The organism is Rothia sp. HSID18067 (assembly GCF_003989445.1).
Lineage (GTDB): Bacteria > Actinomycetota > Actinomycetes > Actinomycetales > Micrococcaceae > Rothia > Rothia aeria.
Genome location: NZ_RBMF01000001.1, coordinates 269001 through 292776 on the forward strand (window position 1 = coordinate 269001; position 23776 = coordinate 292776).

At 55.0% G+C, this 23776-nt stretch carries 23 protein-coding genes; 10 read left to right on the plus strand and 13 right to left on the minus strand.

Going from position 1 to position 23776, the window contains the following annotated elements:
- Nucleotides 1-34 precede the first annotated feature (34 nt).
- From D8M23_RS01280 to D8M23_RS01290, 4 genes are all read right to left on the minus strand, one after another.
- Nucleotides 35-664 (minus strand): sigma-70 family RNA polymerase sigma factor, encoded by a 630-nt coding sequence (locus D8M23_RS01280; protein WP_051344421.1) that lies wholly within the window; start codon nucleotides 662-664, stop codon nucleotides 35-37.
- 187 nt (nucleotides 665-851) lie between these two features.
- Nucleotides 852-926, minus strand: a complete 75-nt coding sequence (locus D8M23_RS12340) for a 50S ribosomal protein bL37 (protein ID WP_371518435.1) — start codon at nucleotides 924-926, stop codon at nucleotides 852-854.
- A gap of 207 nt (nucleotides 927-1133) precedes the next feature.
- Nucleotides 1134-1733, minus strand: coding sequence for a GDSL-type esterase/lipase family protein (locus D8M23_RS01285; RefSeq protein WP_006887587.1), 600 nt, complete (start codon nucleotides 1731-1733; stop codon nucleotides 1134-1136).
- A 261-nt stretch (nucleotides 1734-1994) separates the two neighbouring features.
- Nucleotides 1995-5711, minus strand: coding sequence for a multifunctional oxoglutarate decarboxylase/oxoglutarate dehydrogenase thiamine pyrophosphate-binding subunit/dihydrolipoyllysine-residue succinyltransferase subunit (locus D8M23_RS01290; RefSeq protein ID WP_126853226.1), 3717 nt, complete (start codon nucleotides 5709-5711; stop codon nucleotides 1995-1997).
- Between the two features lie 477 nt (nucleotides 5712-6188).
- Here D8M23_RS01290 and D8M23_RS01295 point away from each other — a divergent pair, with 477 nt between their 5' ends.
- The 5 genes from D8M23_RS01295 to D8M23_RS01315 all read left to right on the plus strand — a co-directional run bounded on the left by D8M23_RS01295 (nucleotide 6189) and on the right by D8M23_RS01315 (nucleotide 11642).
- Nucleotides 6189-7559: a hemolysin family protein gene (locus D8M23_RS01295; RefSeq protein ID WP_126853228.1), complete on the plus strand. Its 1371-nt coding sequence runs from the start codon at nucleotides 6189-6191 to the stop codon at nucleotides 7557-7559.
- The gene (locus D8M23_RS01300; RefSeq protein WP_126853230.1) at nucleotides 7556-8638 is read left to right on the plus strand and encodes a hemolysin family protein; all 1083 of its coding nucleotides are present in this window, start codon (nucleotides 7556-7558) and stop codon (nucleotides 8636-8638) included. Before D8M23_RS01295 ends, D8M23_RS01300 begins: the two co-directional genes overlap by 4 nt.
- Before the next feature lie 137 nt (nucleotides 8639-8775).
- Nucleotides 8776-9774, plus strand: a complete 999-nt coding sequence (locus D8M23_RS01305; RefSeq protein ID WP_023134012.1) for a metal ABC transporter substrate-binding protein — start codon at nucleotides 8776-8778, stop codon at nucleotides 9772-9774.
- Complete coding sequence (locus tag D8M23_RS01310) at nucleotides 9775-10710, plus strand: metal ABC transporter ATP-binding protein (RefSeq protein WP_126853232.1); 936 nt, start codon at nucleotides 9775-9777, stop codon at nucleotides 10708-10710.
- Nucleotides 10707-11642, plus strand: a complete 936-nt coding sequence (locus D8M23_RS01315) for a metal ABC transporter permease (RefSeq protein WP_094757725.1) — start codon at nucleotides 10707-10709, stop codon at nucleotides 11640-11642. Before D8M23_RS01310 ends, D8M23_RS01315 begins: the two co-directional genes overlap by 4 nt.
- A gap of 71 nt (nucleotides 11643-11713) precedes the next feature.
- Here D8M23_RS01315 and D8M23_RS01320 read toward each other — a convergent pair whose 3' ends face one another.
- Complete coding sequence (locus D8M23_RS01320) at nucleotides 11714-12181, minus strand: Fur family transcriptional regulator (protein WP_126500245.1); 468 nt, start codon at nucleotides 12179-12181, stop codon at nucleotides 11714-11716.
- 247 nt (nucleotides 12182-12428) lie between these two features.
- Here D8M23_RS01320 and D8M23_RS01325 point away from each other — a divergent pair, with 247 nt between their 5' ends.
- Nucleotides 12429-13088, plus strand: a complete 660-nt coding sequence (locus tag D8M23_RS01325; protein ID WP_126853234.1) for an MBL fold metallo-hydrolase — start codon at nucleotides 12429-12431, stop codon at nucleotides 13086-13088.
- Nucleotides 13089-13140: 52 nt separating this feature from the next.
- A complete protein-coding gene (locus tag D8M23_RS01330; RefSeq protein ID WP_126853236.1) occupies nucleotides 13141-13569 on the plus strand; it encodes an HIT family protein in 429 nt (142 codons plus the stop codon).
- A gap of 91 nt (nucleotides 13570-13660) precedes the next feature.
- Here D8M23_RS01330 and budA read toward each other — a convergent pair whose 3' ends face one another.
- Nucleotides 13661-14410, minus strand: a complete 750-nt coding sequence (budA, locus tag D8M23_RS01335; protein WP_006887379.1) for an acetolactate decarboxylase — start codon at nucleotides 14408-14410, stop codon at nucleotides 13661-13663.
- A 141-nt stretch (nucleotides 14411-14551) separates the two neighbouring features.
- Between budA and D8M23_RS01340 the strand changes: the two genes are divergently transcribed.
- Nucleotides 14552-15004 carry a PH domain-containing protein gene (locus D8M23_RS01340; protein WP_006887364.1) on the plus strand — a complete coding sequence of 151 codons (453 nt, stop codon included), beginning with the start codon at nucleotides 14552-14554 and terminating at the stop codon, nucleotides 15002-15004.
- A gap of 54 nt (nucleotides 15005-15058) precedes the next feature.
- Here D8M23_RS01340 and D8M23_RS01345 read toward each other — a convergent pair whose 3' ends face one another.
- From D8M23_RS01345 to glnA, 3 genes are all read right to left on the minus strand, one after another.
- Complete coding sequence (locus D8M23_RS01345) at nucleotides 15059-15535, minus strand: GNAT family N-acetyltransferase (RefSeq protein ID WP_006887394.1); 477 nt, start codon at nucleotides 15533-15535, stop codon at nucleotides 15059-15061.
- 117 nt (nucleotides 15536-15652) lie between these two features.
- Nucleotides 15653-16519 (minus strand): GRP family sugar transporter, encoded by an 867-nt coding sequence (locus tag D8M23_RS01350; protein ID WP_126853238.1) that lies wholly within the window; start codon nucleotides 16517-16519, stop codon nucleotides 15653-15655.
- Nucleotides 16520-16762: 243 nt separating this feature from the next.
- Nucleotides 16763-18187, minus strand: coding sequence for a type I glutamate--ammonia ligase (gene glnA, locus D8M23_RS01355; RefSeq protein WP_126853240.1), 1425 nt, complete (start codon nucleotides 18185-18187; stop codon nucleotides 16763-16765).
- 211 nt (nucleotides 18188-18398) lie between these two features.
- Between glnA and D8M23_RS01360 the strand changes: the two genes are divergently transcribed.
- Nucleotides 18399-18833 (plus strand): RDD family protein, encoded by a 435-nt coding sequence (locus tag D8M23_RS01360; protein ID WP_126500886.1) that lies wholly within the window; start codon nucleotides 18399-18401, stop codon nucleotides 18831-18833.
- A 72-nt stretch (nucleotides 18834-18905) separates the two neighbouring features.
- On the opposite strand, the gene D8M23_RS01365 is transcribed toward D8M23_RS01360, so the two are convergent.
- The 3 genes from D8M23_RS01365 to lipB form a co-directional block, all read right to left on the minus strand.
- Nucleotides 18906-19616: a DUF4191 domain-containing protein gene (locus tag D8M23_RS01365; RefSeq protein ID WP_006887396.1), complete on the minus strand. Its 711-nt coding sequence runs from the start codon at nucleotides 19614-19616 to the stop codon at nucleotides 18906-18908.
- Nucleotides 19617-19778: 162 nt separating this feature from the next.
- On the minus strand, nucleotides 19779-20786 hold the full coding sequence (gene lipA / locus D8M23_RS01370; protein WP_094757729.1) for a lipoyl synthase: 1008 nt from the start codon (nucleotides 20784-20786) through the stop codon (nucleotides 19779-19781).
- Nucleotides 20787-20919: 133 nt separating this feature from the next.
- On the minus strand, nucleotides 20920-21606 hold the full coding sequence (gene lipB / locus D8M23_RS01375) for a lipoyl(octanoyl) transferase LipB (RefSeq protein WP_126853242.1): 687 nt from the start codon (nucleotides 21604-21606) through the stop codon (nucleotides 20920-20922).
- A gap of 224 nt (nucleotides 21607-21830) precedes the next feature.
- Here lipB and D8M23_RS01380 point away from each other — a divergent pair, with 224 nt between their 5' ends.
- A complete protein-coding gene (locus D8M23_RS01380) occupies nucleotides 21831-23195 on the plus strand; it encodes a serine/threonine-protein kinase (protein ID WP_161971637.1) in 1365 nt (454 codons plus the stop codon).
- Between the two features lie 103 nt (nucleotides 23196-23298).
- On the opposite strand, the gene D8M23_RS01385 is transcribed toward D8M23_RS01380, so the two are convergent.
- Nucleotides 23299-23646 carry a hypothetical protein gene (locus D8M23_RS01385; protein ID WP_126853245.1) on the minus strand — a complete coding sequence of 116 codons (348 nt, stop codon included), beginning with the start codon at nucleotides 23644-23646 and terminating at the stop codon, nucleotides 23299-23301.
- Nucleotides 23647-23776 lie beyond the last annotated feature (130 nt).

A 23776-nucleotide genomic window follows, 5' to 3' on the forward strand; every position in this document is an offset into this window, starting at 1 on the left:
GGGATTTCCTTATCACTAACAGTTGGAATAAAAACTACTTTTTGCTCAGCGCCTTCTCAATCGTTGAGGGGCGCACACCGTTCTCACGGGCATAATCAACCAGTTTTTCACGCAGAATACGCCTGCCGCGGTGCAGCCGAGACATGACCGTCCCCAGCGGGATATCCATAATCTCGGCGATCTCCTTATAGCTGAACCCCTCAACATCGGAATAGTAAACAACCATCCGAAAATCCTCCGCTAAGGCCGAGAACGCCTCACGCACCTCGGTATCCGGTAAAGCGGCAAGCGCATCGGCCTCAGCTGAACGTAACCCCACAGCGTCATGTTCACCAGCCCGGGCCAGCTGCCAATCATTGACGGCCTCAGCGTTAGCGGTCTGCGGTTCACGCTGGCGTTTGCGGTACAGGTTAATGTAAGTGTTCGTGAGGATGCGGTACAGCCAGGCCTTCAGGTTCGTGCCCTGCTTGAATTGGTGGAATGAGGCGAACGCCTTCGTGTAGGTTTCCTGCACGAGGTCTTCAGCGTCGGCGGGGTTGCGGCTCATCCGCAGTGCAGCAGCGTACAGCTGATCCACGTACTGCATCGCATCTGTGGTGAAACGGGTGCGGAGCTCACGGCTGTCGAGAGTCTTCGTCGCCTCAGCGGCGTTAATCTCGCTCATCTGCTCTCTTTCCTGCCGCCACCAGGACGGCACATCTGCGTTCAGGGTCTTCCTCCAGCATACCTGCACCGGGTGTTCCTGCTGGCTCCAACAAAACTGCGGTGGGTTTTATTCCCCGTGAGCTTGCTGGTAAAGCAAAACCCCGGCGCTGAGAAACACCGGGGTTCATAACGTATGCAAAGCGACCTTAAGAGTTGGGGCGCTTACCGTGGTTTGCGCCGCTCTTACGACGATCCTTACGCTTGCGACCGCGCTTGCTCATGCGAGCCTCCTTCATTCTTGGGTGGGTGCGCCACTACTGAAGAGGCACACCCCGCTGACCGCCCTGTTCAGGTACACGCTCCGGGTACAGGACACGGGGCTGAGCACTAGGGCAACGCCGTTTATTTTTTCATAAAAATGACGCGAATGCATCTTATCCGCCGCCAGTGAGCGAAAAAACACGCAGAATCCGCGTCGCAGAAAAGGTCTAGGGCTGCTCCGGGATACTCAGCCAAGAGTACCAGCCGCGGTGCAGCACCAGCCAAGCGATCAGGCCATACCCGGACTGCCCAGGCAGCCCGTTATTGGTCGCCAAATCGTTACGCCACTGCTCATGGTGCAGCAGCGGGTTAAAGGTATCAACATACACCTGGTTACGGCGGGTTACCACATCTGCGTAGGCAGCCGACAAGTCGGCAATGCGCCTGTTCCGCTCAGCGTCGAGCGTGGGAGGCGGGCCTACCACCAGCACCCTGATGTTATTCTGCGAGGCCATATCCACCATGTTCGCCAGGTTAAGACGTGAACGGGCGCTCGTGAGCCCTAGATCAATGTCGAACGTGGAGGGGGCTATCACGAGACGGTTATCGGCACCGGGTGCGAAGCGGCGGCGTGCCTCTTCAAACCAGCGTTCATTGAGCAGATCACTGCCTTCGTTGGGGGCGGCCAGGTTATAGGCCGTGATAGATGCATTATTGTGGGGGGTGCGGGCCATGACACGACCGAACCAGCCTAAGGTGCGGGGGTCACCCACACCCGCGAGCAGGTCGTCGCCGACGGCTACGAGTCGAATATTGCGTTGCTCCACGGGAATCTTTCTTCTTTTATCGGTGGTAGCGCCCGGCGCTTCACCCTTATGTGCAAAATTCTCTAACTACAAGCATAAGCGGTACACGGGCTGTTTATCTAACTTTGTGGCATGTTTTAGATAACCGGGGCGCGCATCCGCGCCAGTGCAGGGCACAGCACGTATCCTCAGACGCGTCCAATGTAAGGGCAAAGGCCCCGCCTTCTTGACAAATGAAGAAGACAGGGCCCTCACATGAGACTCACTACCTATTGAACCGGTTTAGCCTTCAAAAATCTGCTGCAGCAGAACCTCATGTTCGGCGGTGTGGCGTTTGCCGGTGCCCGCAGCGGGAGAGGCCGAGGCGGGGCGGGCAGCCAGACGTACCGGGCGGTCTATAACCGGCAGCAGATTCATGGCCATGAAAGGCCACTGGCCCTGGTTCGCGGGTTCGTCTTGGGCCCACACCACATCCTGGGCGTTTGAGTACAGGGCCAGCTGCGCCTTAATTTCGGCCTCGGGCAGCGGATACAGCTGCTCAACCGTGACAATCGCGGTCTTAGTGTCGCCGCGCTTAGCACGCTCAGCCTCAAGATCGTAGTACAGGCGGCCTGAGACGAGCACCAGGCGCTCAACCTCGGCCGGGTTCACACCCGAACGGTCACCAATTACCGGCTGGAACGAGCCCTCGGTGAAGTCCTCAATTGATGAGGTTGCGCTCTTGAGCCGCAGCAGCTGCTTGGGGCTAATAACCACCAGCGGCTTGTACGGACGGTGCTGGCTGTGGCGGCGCAGCAGGTGGAAATACGAGGCCGGGGTAGAGGGAACCGCGACGGTCATATTGTTCTCCGCGCACAACTGCAGGTACCGCTCAATACGGGCCGAAGAGTGATCCGGGCCCTGCCCCTCATAGCCGTGCGGCAGCAGCAGCACAAGCGAGGAACGCTGCCCCCACTTCTGCTCCGAAGAGGAAACAAATTCGTCAATAATGGTCTGTGCACCGTTCGCGAAGTCGCCGAACTGTGCCTCCCACACCACGAGCGAATCCGGGCGTTCAACAGAGTACCCGTACTCAAAGCCCATCACACCGTACTCCGACAGCAGTGAGTTATAGATACGCAGCGTGCCCTGTTCGGCTGCGAGGTTCTGCAGCGGCGACCACTCCTGATCAGTGAGGTGATCATGCAGAACCGCGTGACGCTGCACGAAGGTGCCGCGCTGCACATCCTGCCCGCTCATGCGCACATTGGTGCCTTCCAGCAGGACAGAACCAAGCGCAAGCAGCTCACCCATACCCCAGTTCACCTTACCGCTCTTACCCATTTCGACACGCTGCTGCAGAAGCTTCTGCAGCTTCTTGTGCACAGTAAAGCCTTCGGGTACGTTACCAAATGAGTTGGCGATAAGCTCGAAAGTATCACGCGAAATCGCGGTGACACCGCCGTGAACCACCTCGGTACCCTGCTGCGACGAGGGCAGCTCAATACCTTCAACATTCGCACTGTGAACCAGCGGAACAGCCGTCTGAGTCTCCGCGAAAATAGCATCCAGCTTCGAATGGTAGGCGTTCAGAGCCTCATCCGCTTCTTCCTGGGTGACATCGCCACGGCCAACAAGGGCCCTAGCGTACAGGGTGCGGGTTGAGGGCATCTCATTAATGATCTGGTACATCTTCGGCTGAGTCATTGACGGGTCATCCGCCTCGTTATGGCCGCGACGGCGGTAGCACAACAGGTTAATGACCACGTCCTGGCCAAAGCGCTCACGGTACTCGAATGCCATACGCCCGGCGCGCACCACAGCCTCGGGGTCGTCGGCGTTCACGTGGAACACCGGAGCCTTGGTCATACGCGCAATGTCGGTGGCGTGGGTTGCGGTGCGTCCGTCCTCGGGGGTGGTGGTGAAACCGATCTGGTTGTTGACCACAATGTGCACGGTGCCGCCGGTAGTGTAGCCACGCAGGTTCGCCATCTGCAAGGTCTCCATAACGATGCCCTGCCCGGCGAATGCTGCATCACCGTGGATAAGGATCGGCAGAATCGGGCGGCCTTCAACACCCTGCTCATTGAGCACGTCCTGCTTGGCCCGCACGATACCCTCAAGCACAGTGTTGACCGCCTCAAGGTGGGAGGGGTTAGCCGCCAAGTACACCTGGGTCTGCTTGCCAGAGTCAGAGGTGTACGTACCTTCTGTGCCCAGATGGTACTTGACATCACCAGAGCTGTTCCCATGCGCAGGCTCTGCGGTGCCGCTGAATTCACGGAAAATCTGTGCGTACGACTTCCCAGCGATATTAGTCAGCACGTTAAGGCGGCCACGGTGCGCCATACCAATAGCCACACCGTTCATGTCTTTGCTGGCGGCCTTGTCAATAATCGCATCAAGCAGCGGGATGAGCGACTCACCGCCCTCAAGGGAGAAACGTTTCTGGCCCAGGTACTTGGTCTGCAGGAAGTTCTCAAACGCCTCAGCCTCAACCAGCTTATTCAGCACACGCAGCAGCTCTTCACGGCAGGGCTTGGTATAACCGTGCTCCAGCTGGTCCTGGAACCACTGGCGCACCTCGGGGCTTTCGTTGTACATGTATTCCACGGCTAGGGTGCCCGCGTACGCCTCGTTCAGGCGTTCCAAAATGGTGCGTAGCGGCAGCGCGTCTTTGTCCCCGAACCCGCCGGTGGGCCACACGCGGTCCAAATCCCACAGGCTCAACCCGTACTTCTCAAGCTCCAGATCGGGGTGGGAAAGCACATGGTAGCCGAGCGGGTTGGTCTGCGCCACAAGGTGCCCGTGCACCCGGTAAGCGTGGATGAGCTGCTGGATACGGGCAACCTTTGACACCTCAATGTCGGGGTCAACCTGGTTATCGCGCGACCAATGCAGCGGTTTAAAGGGAATACGGATAGCCTCAAAAATCTCGTCGTAGAAGCCTTCAGCACCCAGCAGGTAGCTTTCTACGATCTTCAGGAACTCGCCCGAACCGGCACCCTGAATCACACGGTGATCATAGGTGCTGGTGAGGGTAATTACTTTCGAAATAGCGTTTTGAGAGATGATCTTGTCAGAAACTCCGCGGAACTCTGCCGGGTACTCCAAAGCACCCACACCAATAATCGCGGCCTGCCCTTTAGAGAGGCGCGGTACCGAATGAACCGTACCAATACCACCGGGGTTGGTGAGCGAAACGGTGGTGCCCGTAAAATCTTCAAGACCCAGCTGCCCGGCACGCCCGCGCTTCACAATATCGTCGTACGCCTCCCAGAACTCCAAGAAACTCAAAGTCTCGGCACCCTTAACGTTCGGCACCACCAGGCTGCGGGTACCGTCAGGGCGGGGCAGATCAATCGCCAAACCAAAGTTCACATGCCCGTTGTGAATAGCAATCGGCTTGCCCTTTTCATCATGCCCGTACGTGACGTTCATAGACGGCATAGCAGCCAGCGCACGAATTACGGCGTAACCAATAATATGCGTGAAGGAAATCTTGCCGCCACGGGTACGCGCCAAATACTTATTGATCGCAGCACGGTTCTCAATCAGCAACTTTGCCGGGACTGCGCGCACAGTAGTCGCGGTGGGGACGGTAAGGGAATCCTCCATATTGGTAGCCACAGCTTTTGCAGGACCACGGAGGGGAACGATCTTATCTTCTACTTCTTCCACGTTTTTCGCCTTTGGTGAGGGGGTGTCTGCCTTGGGGGCGGTCAGGGGTGCGTCCTTAGCCGGTGCAGCGGCGCTCTTCTTCGGGGCTTCTGCCGCGGCTGGTGCCGTGTTGGGAGTATCCTTCTCAACGGTTGCGGTGGTGGATGCGCTCGCTACAGCCTCAGTAGTATTCGCGCCCGCTGGGGCACCCGAAATAGCCTTATCAATAGACTCAAAAATAGGCCACCAGGAGGGAGCCACTTGATTTTTATTCTGCTGGTAACGCTCATACTGCTCTTCTACGAACCATTCGTTACCGGCAAATTCCTCAGGTACCAGGTGATCTGGCAGATTTGGCACTTTGACGCCTCTTCCTTACTGTGAATTTATCCGTCGCGTCCGGGGGAGTCCCCGGCACTGAAGACCCGCATCATTGAGGGGCGAATCATCACGCTACAGCCCGCGCGCCGCTGAGACTAAGGGTGCCGTTGTCACGGCATCTTTGCCACCGGCGGCACGCCGGTGTTTCTGCTTAATAGTGTAGAGAGAAGGGTGCCTAACTTTCCACCTGGACGCGACTAACTCTGTAAAGAAATTTGAGAAATATGCACCGGGTGCATAGGCAGGACGTCATCTCATGAGAAGGTGCCCTCAAGAATCTCCATCAGAAATCTGTAAAAGCCCCAGCAGCCCGGCCGAACACTGAGAGCTAAATCCTCCCTTACCCTCGGATGAGGGAGAAAACTTCGCTAGAATATAGCCTATGGATGACCCTTCTAGTTACCCTGTGATAATCATTACCTCAGCCAGCGGTGCTCTCGTGCGGGTGGTGCGCGCGTGAACATCGTGCTACTTATTATCGGTCTAGTGCTCATACTCGGGACCGGTTTTTTTGTTGCTGTCGAGTTTTCTCTGGTGGCGTTGGAAAGCTCCGCAGTACAGGCGGCCCGTGCCGCCGGTGACCGTAAGGCAGATGCGGTTCTTAAATGCCTAAAAACCCTCTCAACCCAGCTCTCAAGCTGCCAGGTGGGGATTACCATCACCACCCTACTCACCGGTTACACGCTGGATGCTTCTATTAACTCCCTCGCCTCCGGGGCCATTACCTCCTTGGGGCTGCCCGAGGTCGTGGCGCATGCGCTCACCCTTATTCTTGCGATGGGTATCGCCACCCTGTTATCAATGCTTTTGGGGGAGCTCGTGCCTAAAGGGCTCGCCATTGCCCAGCCATACCAGGTAGCACGCCGCATAGCACCGGTGCAGCTGGCATTTACCAGCCTCATGAAACCCGTGGTGCTTTTTATGAACGGTTCAGCTAATAAAATTCTGAACCTCTTTGGGATGGAAGCCCAGGAGGAGTTGTCTGCCGCCCGCAGCCCCGAAGAACTCTCCGCTATGGTGCGCCGTTCCGCCGAACGCGGCACTCTTGATTCATCCGCCGCCCGGTTTGTGGATCGCACACTGAGCTTTTCGGAGCTGACTGCCTCGGAAGTCATGACCCCGCGCGGGAAAGTCACCATGTTAGAAGATACCGCCCCCGTGGCTGAGGTTATTGAGCTGGCACGTTCCACCGGGCATTCCCGCTTTCCTCTGTACCGGGAAGACCGGGACAATATTGTGGGCGTAGTACATGTCAAAAAAGCTGTGGGTGTGCCCGCTGAGGTGCGAGAAACCCTTGAAGCTGGAACCCTCGCTGAAGACGTGCTTCAGGTGCCTGAGACCCTGCATGTGGATGCCCTCCTGACGCAGCTGCGAGAAGGCGCCCTGCAGCTTGCGGTGGTACTCGACGAATACGGGGGCACCGCCGGGATTACCACCCTCGAAGACCTTGTTGAAGAGATTGTTGGAGAAGTATCTGACGAGCATGACGTAGGTGACAGTACCGACCGGCCTCTGCAATACGGGAACGGTGACTGGGTTTTCTCCGGGCTGCGCAGACCCGGCGAAATCAACAACTATATACCCGAACTAACGGTTGAAGAGAACCCCGAGTATGAGACGGTGGGAGGGTTCATGATGGAGCGCCTAGGACGTATCCCCGATGAAGGAGACACCGTGCCGGTACCTGGCGGTACGTTACGGGTAGACGCTATTGACGGGCGCCGAGTTGACCGCATCCGTTTTATTCCCGACACCGCCCAAACAATGTACCTGCGAACAGTACCCGCCCGCAGGAACCGTACAGCAGCAGGGGAGAAGCGCACATGAACGACTGGATAGCTATTGGCCTGCTCATTTTCCTTCTCGCGGGAAACGCTTTTTTCGTGGCTGCGGAATTCGCCATTATGTCTACCCGCCGGGCCCAGATCGAACCCCTTGCCGAGAATGGTAGCCTGCGAGCCAAAAAAGTACTGTACGCCCTTGAGAACGTTTCCCTCATGCTGGCCACCTGCCAGCTGGGTATCACTATCTGCTCCTTGCTCATTTTGAACGTCTCAGAACCAGCCCTGCACCACCTGTTGGAGCACCCCCTAGCTGCCACAGGCATCCCACCTGTGGCTGTGGATGTGGCGGCTTTCTCTCTCACCCTCATACTGGTCACCTACCTGCACGTTATCTTTGGGGAAATGGTTCCCAAAAACGCTGCTGTCACCTTGGCGGCACGTGGTATTGCCCTGTGGATTGTGCCCTCTCTTATGCGAGTAGCCCGCATTTTTGCACCCGTGGTAGCTCTGCTGAACGGCATGTCAAACCGGGTGCTTGCATGGGTGCGTGTAGAACCCAAAGACGAAGTTGCCTCAACCTTTACCTTGGGTGAGCTGCAGTCTATTGTGGCTCAATCCACGGCTGAAGGAACCGTTGAAGACGATGCGGGCGTGATCGGCGGGGCCCTGGAATTTACCGAGAAGAGCGTGTCCGAGATTATGGTCCCGCGTGAGCAGGTGCAGACCCTCACCCTCGGGTGCACCCCGGCTGAGCTGGAGCACGCCGTGGCCCGCACCGGGTACTCCCGGTTTATTGTGACCGACCCCGAGGGCTCATATATGGGGTACCTGCATCTGAAGGATGCTCTTGCGGTGCCGCCTGCGCGTGAACATATTCCGTTCGGGTGGCGGCTGGTGCGTTCTATGTCGGTGGTTGCTCCCGAAACCGATATTGATGATGCGCTCGCTATAATGCAGGGTAATAATTCGCATTTGGCGCATGTGGTGGGGAGCAATGGCCGGTCGCTGGGCGTGGTCTTTATGGAGGATGTGCTTGAGGAACTGGTGGGTGAAATCAAGGACACCACGCAGGATAGGGTGCGGAGGCTGCAGGCAGCAAGCCGCGCATCAAACGACAAATAAAGAGTTGTTTATACGGGTAATGGCGTGCTTTAGTGTTGTTAAAAATCCTTTCTCGGCGCGCCATAATTGAAAACAGTTATCACTAACTGTAGCCTGGTGTATACCCGAACCAGCCACATACATGAAAGAGTCTAAATATGAAGAAGATCCTTGGTGCGGCATCCGCGCTTTTGATGACCTCCGCGCTACTGACCGGGTGCGCTACCTCCAATAACTCGTCGGGTGGTTCAGGTGGCGGCAGTAACACCGCGAAGGTTAAGGTTGTCACTTCCACTGACGTGTACGCTGACCTTGTTAAGCAGGTAGGTGGCGATAACGTGGATGTCCATGCATTCGTGAGCTCTACCGCTACCGACCCCCACTCCTACGAGGCATCCGCCTCCGATAAGCTCCAGATTAAGGACGCTAAGCTGGCAGTTGTAAACGGCGGCGGCTACGACTACTTCCTGGAAAAAGACGCGGGGCAGAACAACCAGAAGGTTGTGAACGCCGTAAAGACCAGCGGTAAGCTCTCCGACGCCGACTATGATCACCTGATTGAGCATCACAGCGGGGGAGAAGGCCACGGCCATAACCACGGCAGTGAGGCTGAGGAGGGTGGCGGTCACGAGCACGCCCACGAGTTTAACGAGCACCTGTGGTACGACTTCGACACGGTGAAGAAGGTGACCAATAAGATCGCTGATGATCTTGCCGAGATCGACAGTTCCCACGCCGACCAGTACCGTGAGAACGCGAAGAAACTCACCGGCGAAATTGACTCCCTTGAAGAATCTGCTAAGAAGATTAGCGGCAAGGGCAAGAAATACATCGCCACTGAGCCTGTGCCCGATTATCTGATTTCTTCAACCGGTGCTGAGAACTCCACCCCCGCAGAGTTCGCTGAAGCCGTTGAAGAGGGGAAGGACGTCCCCGCGATTACTCTGCAGGAGACCAAAGACCTGGTGACCGAAAAGAAGGTAAACCTGGTTGCCTATAACTCGCAGACCGAAACCTCGCAGACTAAGGAGGTACTCCAGTCTGCAAAGGATTCGGGCGTGGCTAACGTATCGTTTACTGAGACTCTGCCTGAAAACACGAAATATGTGGACTGGATGAAGAGCAACGTCAGCAACCTTGAAAAGGCACTCTCCTAAGTGAATAATTCACCTACCTCCGGCACCCCCGCGATTTCAATTCGCGGGGGTAGCCTATCGTTTGGCACCCGTTCCCTCTGGGACAATCTCACCCTTGATATTGGCCGGGGTGAATATTTTGCGGTACTCGGCCCGAATGGTTCGGGTAAATCCACTTTCCTAAAAGTGGTACTGGGCCTCATGCGTATGTCGGCTGGTGAGGTCTCGGTCCTGGGCCGTCCCGCCCGCGCGGGTAACCCCGGTGTAGGGTATATTCCGCAGCAGAAAGCGATCGCTACTTCCACCCCCATGCGTGCCCGTGACCTTGTGGGCTTGGGCGTGGACGGGCATCGTTGGGGTATTCGGATCTCAGGCCGTAAATACCGTGCGAAGGTTGATGAGCTGCTGGAAGCTGTGGGCGCCACCGAGTACGCTAATGTTCCTGTGGGGCTGCTCTCCGGTGGTGAGCAGCAGCGGCTGCGGGTCGCGCAGGCTCTGGCGAATGACCCTAAAATCCTGTTAGCTGATGAGGCGTTACTGTCTCTTGACCTGAACCACCAGTATGCCGTTGCGGAGCTGATTCACCGTTTCAACCGGGACCACGGACTCTCGGTAGTGTTTGTCACTCATGAGATTAACCCGATTATTGAGCACGTGGATCGAGTGCTGTACCTGGCAAATGGCAGGTTTACGGTGGGAGCCGTTGACGAGGTAATGCAGACACAGACCCTCAGCGAGCTGTACGGGACTCCGGTAAACGTCCTTAAATCTAATGGACGGTACGTCATAGTAGGGCAGGGACATAGCGGCGGAACCCACCTTGTCGAGGAAGAAACCGCGGGCCTAACTGCACGGGATACGCATGAGGGGGAGACTACCAACGCTCCCACCAACCCAGCCCATAGCAGCAACCAAACAATAAACACCAAGAGTATCCATCCGGGAGGTCAGGCATGATGCACGTACTGGCGGCCGCATCCTCCACCCAGCAGGGGGATTTGCTCTCCCGCATTTTTGTGTTTGAACGCTACGGCGAGCTGGTTCAGCTATTGCAAAATTCTATTCTGGCTGGTGCTGTTCTGGGCATCATTGGCGGATTTGTGGGCGTATTTGTGATGATGCGCGACCACGCTTTTGCGGTGCACGGTATCTCTGAGATGTCGTTTGCCGGGGCTGCTTTAGCGTTACTGCTCGGTTATGATGTGGTGACTGGCTCAATGGTGGGCTCCATTGTTTCGGCGCTTCTTATCGGCATATTGGGCGTGAAAAAACATGACTCAAACTCGGTGATTGGTGCGCTTATGCCGTTCGGTTTGGGGCTGGGCATTCTGTTTCTGTCTCTTTACCAGGGGCGCAGCGCAAATAAATTCTCGCTTTTGACGGGGCAGATCGTTTCGGTAGACGCTGACCAGCTGGGTAACATGATTGGCGGCGCCATCGTTATTATTACTATTCTGGTGCTGGTATGGCGGCCGTTGAGCTTCGCTTCTTTAGACCCAGAGGTCGCCCACGCGAAAGGGGTGCCGATGCGCGCCCTGTCGCTGGTGTTTATGGTGGTGCTGGGGATTGCAGTGGCGCTGTCGGTGCAGGTGGTTGGTTCTCTTTTGGTGCTGGCGCTTCTGATTACTCCGGCAGCGGCGGCAATGCAGGTGACGGCTTCTCCGCTGCGCACACTGCTTCTGTCAGTGCTGTTTGCTGAGGCCGCGATCGTGGGCGGTATTCTGCTGGCGCTGGCTGGTTCTTTGCCGATTAGCCCGTACGTTACCAGTGTTTCGTTCTTCATCTATATTGTGTGCCGTGTGATTGGCGCTATTATGCGCAGGCACAGCGCATCAGGCCGGTCGGTTGCCGAAGACACGGATGCGCACCACCATCCCGCGCACCTATAAAAGAAAGAAAAGATGTGGGCCTCACCCCGTACCGGGGTGAGGCCCACATTTTTAAAAGCTTTTCTTTTCGGTTACTGTATTTCGATGGTTACCAGGGACTCATTTTTGCGGCGTTCAATCGTGCAGTCGGGGCAGTAGCCGGTTACTTCAACCACGTGCTCAAGCTCTGAGAACCCGTATTTTTTACCCATAGAAAGCGCCCATTCTTCAATGGCTGGTGCTTCTAGCTCAACGGCTTTCCCACACCTGCGGCACAGCAGGTGGTGGTGGTGGGTGTCTGCTTGACAATGCCGGTATAGGGATTCGCCTTCGACTCCTTTAATGACGTCGAGCTCGCCTGTGTTGGCGAGGGACTGCAGCACCCTGTAGGTGGTAGCTAAAGAAACTTGTTCCTTGCGGTTAGCGAGGATGAGGTGAAGATCTTGAGCTGAGATAAAATCTCCCAACTCAGCCATGGTTGCTTTGATAACGCGGCGCTGCCGGGTGTTGCGGGCTTCGGCGTGTTTGACGATTTTACGAACGGGGATGTGGGTATCCAATGTATTGCCTTCCGGTGTGATGGAGCACCTCGGATAATTTGAGAGTGGATTCCTTTCTCAACGACTTTACACTAATTCTTGCCCTGCTGGTGCGTATTTTATGGTTTTCTCAGCTGGTGGCGATGAAAGAAAGTAAATCCTAGGAGATTGTTGTGAGCTCTTTGAAATGGTGTGCGCTGCAGTGGATAGCTTAGAAAATGTGTGATAGGCGTCGCCTGCTAGGGCTGAAGACAGTAGACTGGATGGTATGAAGCTGACGAAGTACACTCATTCGAGCGTGCGCCTTGAGAATGAGGGGCATGCACTGGTTTTTGACCCCGGTAATTTTGCACCTGAGGGAGAGCACGCCCGGCTGCTGGATGGCGCCGATTATCTGGTGATAACACACGCCCACCCCGACCATTTCGATACTGCCCGTCTGTTGCCGCTACTTTCTGAGCACCCCGAGCTACGTATCTGGGCGCCGCAGGCCGTTACGGAGACGATTCTTGAAACAGTGCCGGACGCGAAAGTGAATGCCGTAACCGCTGACAGCGAGTTTACGGTTCCCGGTTTTCAGGTACAGACTTTTGGCGGGCAGCACGCACTGATCCACCCGTTAATCCCGGTCATCGCCAATATTGGGTATTTGGTGAACGGTACTGTGTACCATCCTGGTGATTCTCTGGTGGTGCCGCACAGGGTTAAAGCTCCCAATGTACTGGTGCCGGTGCATGCCCCGTGGGGAAAGGTCCAGGAGGTTATCGATTTTGTGATTGCGGTGGGGGCCCGGCGGGCCTACCCAATCCATAATGGCATGATTAATGAGAACGGCACGGGGATTATTGAGGGGCTGATTACTACCCTTGGCGGTAAATACGGCACCGAGTTCACGCACCTAAACCCCGGTGATACGGTCGAGCTGTAGCCCTCACCGGTTGTGGGTATTTGAGATTTTCTGAAGGTAACAGGAGCATATGATGAGCAGCATTTTTAGCAAGATCATTGCGGGGGAGATTCCCGGGCGGTTTGTGTGGAAAGATGAGAAGTGCGTGGCGTTTATGGACATTATGCCTGCCTCGCACGGGCACCTGCTGGTGGTGCCTCGCGAGGAGATTGACCGGTGGCCAGATCTTCCGCCGGAGCTGGCAGCCCACCTGTTTGCTGTGGCGCATAAGATTTCTCAGGCTCTGGATCAGGCCTTCGATAAGGACCGCGTGGCGTTAATGATTGCAGGGTTTGATGTACCGCACACGCACATTCACCTGTTCCCAGCCGATAGCATGGCTGAGTATGACCCGGCGAACGCGTTAAAGAATCTGAGTACCGAAGAGCTTGATGCGGACGCCGCAACGGTACGTGCTGCCCTGCGTTCTCTGGGGCACGACGAGTTCGTGCCCGAAGCCTAAAACCATCAGCGCATACTGGTTCGGCCCCCGTACGGCACCTAACTGAGGTACTGTGCGGGGGCCGACAATATGCTGTGGCGCCAAAGAGACGCTAATGTTTCTCTGCCTTCGAGATCTGGTCCGCCAAATCCTCGGGGGAGAGGTTCGCTGATGAGAACTCCGCCGTAAGGGGCAAATGCAGCTGTAAACCGGTGCCGGGGCAGATTTCTACCTGTGCCGATTTCAGTTTAAAGTCCACCACATGCCCGCCGTGCGTGCGGTCGTCGTCAATGAAGTGGGCGTGGCAACCGGGAACTGAAATACCCTGCTCGTAGATGGGGGTGCGGAACCCAACAATCGTGCCTGAGAGGTTATCGAATTGAACAATGTCCTCGTTCTCGGTAGCCGCCACCATCTTAGGGTAGGGTTTCTCCTGCTTCACCACGGTGCGGGTACGCACCCACTCGAACTCGCCATAAATTTTAATGGCGTACATGTAGTTCTTTGACACCGTGAAATTATCAAGCACCTGAGCCGTGGACTTACGGAGCATATTCTGCGGCAGTTCCCGTTTAATCATGGGGACAAAATTCGTAACCACAGCGTACGGGGTCTGATCGGTCAAATCCGGGACTGACACCGAACCATCGTGACGCACCTGGTAACACGCCCCGTCCAGCACTACCATCTCACCATCTAGCCCGTTGAACGTGCCCACCCCAAAATTACCGTGACTGAGAAGTTCACCAATGGTCATCTCGCCGTCGTACACGCCATCCAGCAGCTGTGACATCAGACCGGTCTGGAACACCTCGTTACGGAACACAGTTTCACCGTTAAGCCGAGTCGGCTGGTATGCCATCCTTTTCACCTTCCATCGCCTATGTTTTGACTCCACCACCATTCTACGCCCGTCCCCAGCAACCTCCCAGGGTACTTAAGGGTAACTGGCAGAAACCACAGCTACTCTAAAGAAGCGACTGTGCTCTCACTGAGGAGAAAAATGGATCTCGACGTTTTAGGTATGCTCGCCAAAGCAGGCAACATGGCAAACGACGGCAGTAACAAAGGAGACAACAACGTGAACGGAATCGCCGCACTATCATGGACCTTCGTCAGCGAATGCCCCATCCCACCGGACGCTGCCGACCTTATGGTGCAAGGGGAACAGCCGTTCCTTGCCTACAAAACCTTCCGTGACAGCGCTATCTTCACTAATAAACGCCTCATCGTCAGGGACGCCCAGGGCATTACCGGTAAAAAGGTCGAGATTTACTCGCTGCCGTACAAGCATATCCTCATGTGGTCTTCCGAAAACGCTGGCACCATCGACATAAACTCTGAGCTCGAGCTGTGGACGAAGGTGGGCCGTATTAAAATTAAGCTCTCGCGCGGCGCTGATATTAGAAGGCTTGACCGTATTATCAGCGACATGGTGCTGCTGTACGGCGGCTAAATACTAAGAAGGTGACTCCCTCACCGTACCGGGTGAGGGAGCTTCTTCTTTTGATCAGAGTTTGAGCACCATCTCAACATGCTCAATCCCGGACTCCATATAATGCTCACCGCGTTCCACAAACCCTTCGGGGCTGTAGTAGGTGTCTTTTAGGTATGCCTGCGCGGCGATCACGATTTCCTTCGCGTCTGTGTTGTCCCGAATCCACTCCAGGGCGGCGTGCAAAAGTTTACGTCCCAGGCCGGTGCCGCGAGCATCTGGGTGAACTGCCACACGGCCGAACGTCCATGCGCCCGGAATATAGCGGTGGCGTGCATCCTGAACTTTCTCAAGATCGAATAGACGCAGATACGCTAGAACCTTTCCCGATTCGTCTTCATTCACCATATGGATGCACTCGAAATCAGCATCGTCAGGCTCTTGATCAGTCGATTGCTGACCCACCGTAAACACCAGTGAACGGATAATGTGGATTTGTTGCAACTCGTGAGCGGTCAGCTCGTCAAAATGCTTGGCGATGAATTCGGACACGGGCTCTCCTGGTCTTAGGTATATCGGTGAAAAAGACAGTTCCACTATTCTAACGTGATGTGTGCGTATCGCACGAAATATAGAGAACACGCGGCAAGAACGTGGCGGAGTGTACGGCTAAAGCGTACCAATGAGAACGCCGCCAATAACTACAAGAGCAAGCCCGCCTAAGACGTACAGCAGTTCCAGCCTTGTTTTCTTCTCGCCCAATAGCAGGATACTGCCTAAAGTCGAGATAATAACGTTCATCTGTGAGAGCGTAAACCCACTGGCAACGCCATTGCGATGCGGTTCAATAGACACCAGGTAGGCTAACGCAGCACCCGAGAAAATCACGCCGCAGATCATGTTCTGCAAAGACTTCTTATCCCAAGGGCGGGTGCCATCGCGGGTCAGCATAGACATCGTGATAGCCGCTACCACCATACCTACTGACTGCGGCATGAATTTATACCACCCGTCTACACTCACATAATTGGGGAAGAATGAATATCCGACATATCCGATGGTAGAAATTAAGAGTGTGATAACACCGGCCCGCATATTTCCGCCCGAGTGCGGCTCGGGATGTTCCTGTTTCGTGGTCATCCAAATACCGATAATAATAAGCGTCAGAGCCACGGCACCGATCACTTTAGCCTGCACGGTACCCCAGTCGCCGAATGCCACCACACCCATTAACGAGGTGCCTACCAGCTGCATCCCAGTTGATAAAGGCATGGTTTGAGAAACACCGATCTGGGTAAACGCGCGGTACTGGTTTATTTGCCCGAACGCCCAGCTTGCCCCGGAGAGGAAACATAAGAAGAACGCCCAAGCGTCAAGGCGCATCGGGAAGAAAAGCAGAGAAGCCACAATACCCGTGAGAAGCACACCCATCGTGGTGCCCATAATTTGCTGAGTCGGTTTGCCGCCAATCTTAGAGACGCACAGCGGCAGAATGCCCCAGAATAGCGCGGGTATAAGACCGATAAGGATATTCATGGAAATATTTCCTTAGGCACTATGAGAGAACACAGAATATACAGCTGTTCCTTGGAAGGAACGTTAAACTACCATTTTTTGAAACGTCTATAGCGACTATAAGCTCACTCTAGCTTATCCTGTTTTTATAAACTTCGGGTTCAGCAGATACCCGTGCTGTTTGAGATTTTAAAACAAAAGATGCCCCGTTCCTTTACCTGGTGTTTGGAGGAACGGGGCACACTAAGTTTGGGTTCTTACCGATTAGACGCCGTAGTACAGCTGGTACTCCAGCGGGTGAGGAATTAGCGAGAGCGGTTCAAGCTCGTTCGTGCGTTTGTAATCAATCCATGCCTGAATCAGGTCCTCAGTGAACACGCCGCCTTCGAGCAGGAAGTCGTGGTCTGCCTCAAGTGCAGCCAGCGCCTCCTCAAGGTTAGCGGGAGCCTTCTTAATGTCCTTGGCCTCTTCGGCGGGAAGCTCGTACAGGTCCTTATCGATCGGCGCTGGCGGCTCGATACGGTTGCGGATACCGTCAAGACCGGCCATCAGCTGTGCCGAGAACGCGAAATAAGGGTTGCACGAGGGGTCAGGCGCACGGAACTCCAGGCGCTTAGCCTTCGGGTTGGCGCCGGTGATCGGGATGCGAATACCGGCTGAGCGGTTACCCTGCGAGTACACCATGTTCACGGGGGCCTCATAGCCAGGCACCAGACGCTTATAGGAGTTCACGGTCGGGTTGGTAAACGCCAACACGGCGGAGGAATGCTCAATCAGGCCGCCAATATACCAGCGGGCAACATCAGAGAGGTTCGCGTAACCACGCTCATCATAGAACAACGGCTCACCGCCCATCCACAGCGACTGGTGGCAGTGCATACCCGAGCCATTATCCCCAAACACCGGCTTAGGCATGAACGTGACCGACTTGCCCCACTCATCGGCGGTGTTCTTAATAACATATTTGAACTTTAGCAGGTCGTCAGCGGCATTGGTGAGAGTGGAGAACTTGTAGTTAATCTCAGCCTGTCCGGGGGAGCCCACCTCATGGTGGCTGCGCTCAACTTCGAGCCCCACCTGGTCCATCGCCACGCACATGGCATCACGCAGATCGGCTTGCTTATCGACAGGGGAGACCGGGAAATAACCGCCCTTGACAGGGGTCTTATTACCAAGGTTGCCGCCTTCTTCCTTGCGGCTGGTGTTCCAGTATGCCTCATCGGAATCAATCGTATAGAACACAGAATTGGGCTCTACCTGGTAACGGACGTCCTCAAAGACGAAGAACTCAGCTTCGGAAGCAAAAAACGCCGTATCTGCAATACCGGTAGATTTCAGGTATTCTTCGGCACGCTCGGCCACCCCGCGCGGGTCACGATGATACGGCTCGCCGGTGCGGGGATTCACAATAGAACACACGATCACCAGGGTCTTCTCCATGCGGAACGGATCAATATAGGCCGAGTCAATGTCCGGGATGAGCTGCATATCAGATTCTGCGATCCCCTGGAAACCACGGATAGAGGAGCCATCGAACAGCTGACCATGAATGAAGAAGTCCTCATCCACCGCCTTAGCCGGAAGGTTAAAGTGCTGCTGCACGCCGGGCATGTCGGTAAATCGGATATCGACAAAGACGATTTCTTCGTCCTTAATAAAGTCGAGAACTTCCTGGGGACTGGTAAACATTCGGAATGCTCCTTAGGTTTTGGTTTGGGCGGCGGCAGTTGTGAGCCACACGCCACTATCTAGCATAGGCGGTATTTTTTACCCTTGCGTGTCTTTTATGTTTCAAGAACGTTACATTTCCTGCGGCGACACGCCCACGCCGCAGCGGTCTGAGCAGCGTCAACACCTTCAAAATAACAACCAGCACAGAAGATACGGGATAATGAAGAGCATGATTGAACGTGAGGACTTAGGCTCGTGGCTTAACGGCGCCCCAAGTAACCAGAAGTACCCTGGTGAGCATTTAGGGCGCCCGCAGAAGGGTCCCGGGGCGATAGCTCGGCCGGGTATTAGGCTGATCGGGTTCCTCATCGACTGGTACGTGTGCTACCTGCCGATCCTACTGTTCGCGGATAATGACCCGTTGCTGACTCTGCTCGTATTCTGGGGGTACACAGTGCTTTTGACCGGGTTCATGGGCCACACACTAGGACATTTGGCGGTAGGAGTGCAGGTACAAACTCTCAACGGGCGCCCGGCTGGTTGGCTCAAAGGGCTAATCCGCGGCACCCTCACTATGCTGATACTTCCGGCGGTCATCATGGACTCCGACGCACGTGGTATCCACGACCGAATCTGTAAAACCGTACTGGTGCGTATCCGCTAAACAGGACACTGCTTTAAACAACTGCTGCCCCCAACGCCATACAGCGTTGGGGGCAGCAGCGCACGCCAAAAACTAGCGGCCACGCATCGCGCGACGATCCGGGCGCACCCGGTTCGGGTCAACACCCTTAGGGATACCATTCATAGGGTTACGTATGTTATTCAGGGTGCTCAAACGCCCAGAAACATCCTGCATCTCTTTCTGGGTTAGGGTCTTCGGCAGCTTATTCATCGTTTTGACAACGTCTTTAAGCTCCACCTGGTTTTCGTCATGACCGGTCTCAATCACGTGTACCGGAACACCAGGAACTACCCGGTTAAGGTGTTTCTTCTCGGTCCTCACAAGGTTCTGCACGCGAGAAGACGGCCCCTCAGTCACCAGCACAATCCCCGGCTTACCGAGGCCACGGAACACGAGGTCCTGGTGACGGTTAGCCGCCACCGGCTGCTCCTCAACAATCCAGCCTCGACGCACAGAGTTCATTGCCGCACCGGAACGGCCCGGCTGCCCCTCAATCTGGGTGAAAGCTGCATTCTGCGCGCGCCTGCTCAAAATCAGCATCGCCACAATAGCCGCGGCTGCGACACCAAGAATAAGGAGCGTAATCCAGTTATTCAACAGCACGCCCACCGCCACAAACACGAGCAGGGTCAGTGCAGACCAGAACAACAGAATCCACCCAATGTTCGGGTCGGACTTCTTCGTCATCTGGTAGACCTGCTTCATCTGGGAGAACGTTCCCTGACGTTTAGGCTTCTGCTTCTTCTCTTCTTTATCTGCCACGGTGCTTTCCTTTTAGACAGCTGGGGTATAAGACAGTTGAAACACTGCAAAGAATAATTCTAGCTTACAAACCTGAAGCCCACAGGGTACGACAAGCCCCGCCGCTCCCGAAGAAGAGGGAGTGATGGCGAGGCCTGCCTACAAAGAGTGTCCGGGGCAAAACTACATGCCAGCGGCCACGAGAGAAGCAGCTTCCTGAAGCGCTACGCCGCCATCCTCAATATGAGCCAGGTTATCTGGGATCGTGTAGCCGTTCTTCTTCATTGCGCGTGCCCACAGGCGGCCGGCACGGTATGAGGAACGTACCATCGGCCCAGCCATGACACCAGCGAAACCAATCGACTCAGCCATCGCCGAAAGCTCCAAAAATTCGGCGGGCTTTACCCAACGTTCAATGGGGTGGAAAAGCGGACCGGGGCGCAGGTACTGGGTCAGGGTGATAATATCGCACCCGGCGTCGTGCAAATCGCACAGGGCCTCATAAATCTCTTCATTTGTCTCGCCCATACCCAAAATCAGGTTGGACTTGGTGACCATACCGGCTTCTTTACCCTGAGTAATCACATCAAGTGAACGCTCATAACGGAACGCCGGACGAATCTGCCTAAAGATGCGCGGTACAGTCTCCAGGTTATGTGCGAAAACCTCGGGGCGAGCATCAATCACCTTCTGCACGTGCTCAGGCTTACCCTTAAAGTCGGGGATCAGCATCTCAACACCGGTGTTCGGGCACATCTTATGAATCTGACGCGTGGTCTCAGCATAGAGCCAAGCACCGCCGTCCTCAAGATCGTCACGTGCAACGCCCGTCACGGTGGCATACCGCAGGCCCATCACCTTCACGTTCTTCGCAACCTTAAACGGTTCAGCATAATCCACTGAGGCGGGCTTACCGGTCGCAATATTACAGAAATCGCAGCGGCGAGTGCACTCAGAGCCACCAATCAGATAGGTTGCCTCACGGTCTTCCCAACACTCGTAAATATTGGGGCAGCCCGCCTCCTCACACACGGTGTGCAAACCCTGACCGCGCGCCAGCTCCCTCATCTCGTTATATTCGGGTCCCACAACAGCCTTAGTCTTAATCCAGTGCGGCTTCTTTTCAATGGGAACCTCAGCATTGCGAGCCTCAACGCGCAGCAGCTTGCGACCCTCAGGCTTAATGCTCATGTATGTTGCTCCTTATAGTGGATGTGCCCTCGGCGTAGTATGGGCTAAAACTTATTTTACGCCCGCTGGCGGTAAGCGAAAACCGGCGTTACGTGGGATACACCAGCCAAGCAGGCTAATCCCACCTGGGTGTTTATACTGCCGCCTGTGCGGATGGGCTTGGTTCAAATGACTCAGCTAACCGGTCGGCATACCGGGTGAGCTCCCGTTCCAGCGGCTCAAGAATCTCAGCAGGGGTCACCGTACGCCCCAGCTGCTCGCTCATGGTGGTCACACCTGCATCAGTGATGCCGCACGGAATAAATTGCATAAAAGGGGCAGTCTCATTACAGCAGTTAATGGCGAAACCGTGCATTGCTGTGTTTTTTGAAACACGAATACCGATGGCGGCGATTTTCTGATCCGGGGTATGCTCATCCCCTAAAACCCACACGCCAGAACGCCCCTCAACACGTTCCCCCTTAATGCCAAACTCGGCCAGCACATTCATAATGATCTCTTCAAGGAGGCGCACATAGGCCACCACATCAATCGGTTCAGGCAAACGAACAATCGGGTAGCCGGTGAGCTGGCCGGGGCCATGCCACGTGAGCTTACCACCACGGTCAATCTTCACCACAGGAGTAGTCTTATCGGTTGGGTACTCGTGATCTTCAGTGCGTTTACCCGCAGTGATAACAGCCTCATGTTCAAGCAGCAAAATAGTGTTATTGCGGGTTCTTTCAGCAACTTCTGCGTGAATACGGCGTTGCTCATCCAAACTTTCAATGTAGTTCACATAGTTCGGGGCAAAACCCACGCGCTCAATAATCACGGACATGCCTACTACCTTAGTACCGCAGGCGAGGGATAAAAAATTAGGTACCCCTGATTCGGGTAATGGGCGAACAATAGGCAGGGTGTGAGTGATATACCCGCAAAATATTACAGAATATTACACAGGTCAGGCTGAAGTGCACCTCGGAAACTGTGAAAAATCATCCAACACTTACAACATGTGGATAATATTTGATGCATTTTGAGTATTTTAGGTATAAAAGATATATGGAGAATATTGAGTACCTAAACCTTCTCACCGAGGATGCGCGCCGAACCATTTGGCGAGTGGAATATTGCCCTAAACCCTCTGACAATGCGCCGTCCGCTGCTCAAACAGGTGAGTATCCGCTGGGCCTCAAACCGGGAACATACACACTTATGCGGCTTAATACAGCCGATGACTCCGCCCTTGCCGAAGCGCTCTGCTCCCTAGAGCCCAACCCTGGTCTAGCCACCCTACTCGCTGTTCAGCACCTTACCGGCACCGCAGAAGCTGCGCAGAAAACAGAGAGCGCCGGAACTCTGCAGTGGTATGAGCCTCTGGAAGCGGGGACTTTATCAGCCCTCCTGGCTGCCCGTGAGCATATTCCCGTTGCGGAGGTGGCCTCCCTGGCCCGCAGTCTGTGCGAAGGTCTAGCTCATCTACACCACCAGGGGTTTATTCACGGAGCTATCTCCACCGAAAACGTACTGATCTCAACCCATGGCACTCCCAAACTCATTGACACACGCCATGCTCCCGGCAACCTCAGCACCAGTGCACTATCCTTAGCGCAAGCCGAAGACACCCGTGCCCTCGCGCGGCTGCTATGGCACGCCCTCACCGGTAAACCTCCCGCTGCTGCCCACGAACGCATTCCGCTGCCCTTAGCAGCAGAGGACATTACCGAACATATGGGATACACGCTGGAAAATGTGCTGGATACAGACCTGCCTTCGCTAGAGACTATCGTTGAGGTCTTCAGTAAAGTACAGGCAGCGCCGCTCAATGCCTACCTGAGTGCACCCGAAGATGTGCGGGAACGCATGCCTGCTGCAAGTAACCAACAGCAAGGCAGTAAGAGCAAACCTGTGCAGAACGCACCGGCTGCTAAAGCTCGCCCGAAAGAACCTAAAGCTCGGCAGGAAGCATCCAATAAACCACAGAAAAAAATCCTCCAAACCTCCAAGAACCGTATGCTGCTTGGTGCACTCGCTCTTACTCTTGCAGTGGGTGTTGGGGTTGTGAGCTACCAGCTGGGCTCGCACGACAGTGCCCCCGTGCAGACAGCCTCAGCGACAACTGCCGCAAACGAGCACGATGACGAACGCAAAATAATTGAAACTCTTATTGAGGAACGTAACCGTGAACTTACAGAAAAAGGCGCTCCCACACTGCAGGTTCGCTCCCTCACTAAGGTAGAACACAAAGGGGACACACTGGCACTAACAGCAGAAGTGCAGGCCCCAGGGTACACACCTACTGAAGCTGAGTTACGTGATAAAGGGGTGCGTATGCAAGATGGTATGGCGGTTCAAAAAGTCACCTTTGAACTACATCAGGACAACGGTCACTGGCGTATCGCCAGCGCAGTCCCGGTGAGCGAGTGAATGTAGTGCAGTACGCTTACGCTCGTTAAATAAGCGCTATAGTGGCGCGTATAAAGATACTCCCCGGGGCTAGGTGCCTCGGGGAGTATTCTTCAGAAATTATCTAGTGCCAGATGGTTGCGACCGCCACATTAATAACAGCGAGCCCACCTACAGCATGTGCTAAACCGGTAGAGATTGGCTCACCAGCTTTATGTTTGCGCTGGCCAATAAACGCGGCAATGGCAACACCGAGTGCCAAAAGAATTTTGACGGCAATTTTAATGTGGTTAACACCGCCGCTCATTTCTGCGATACCCACCAGAATCAGCCCCGTTACAAGCATGAGAAGCGAAGCGTGAAACTGCCCCGGAAGAACTTTTGGGGTGCGGAAATGAGCGACCCACAGACCGATAATGAGTGATGCGCCAATAATGTGTAAAAACACAAGAACGCTGGTAAGGATATGCATGGAAAATATTGTGACACCCTGTCACTAAAATGTCTATTCGTGACGTACCAATGTCGCAGATGAAACATCCCAAGAGGTAAAGCGCCATAAAACCTCTCAGCTGCCCACCGCATACAACCAGGCATACAAA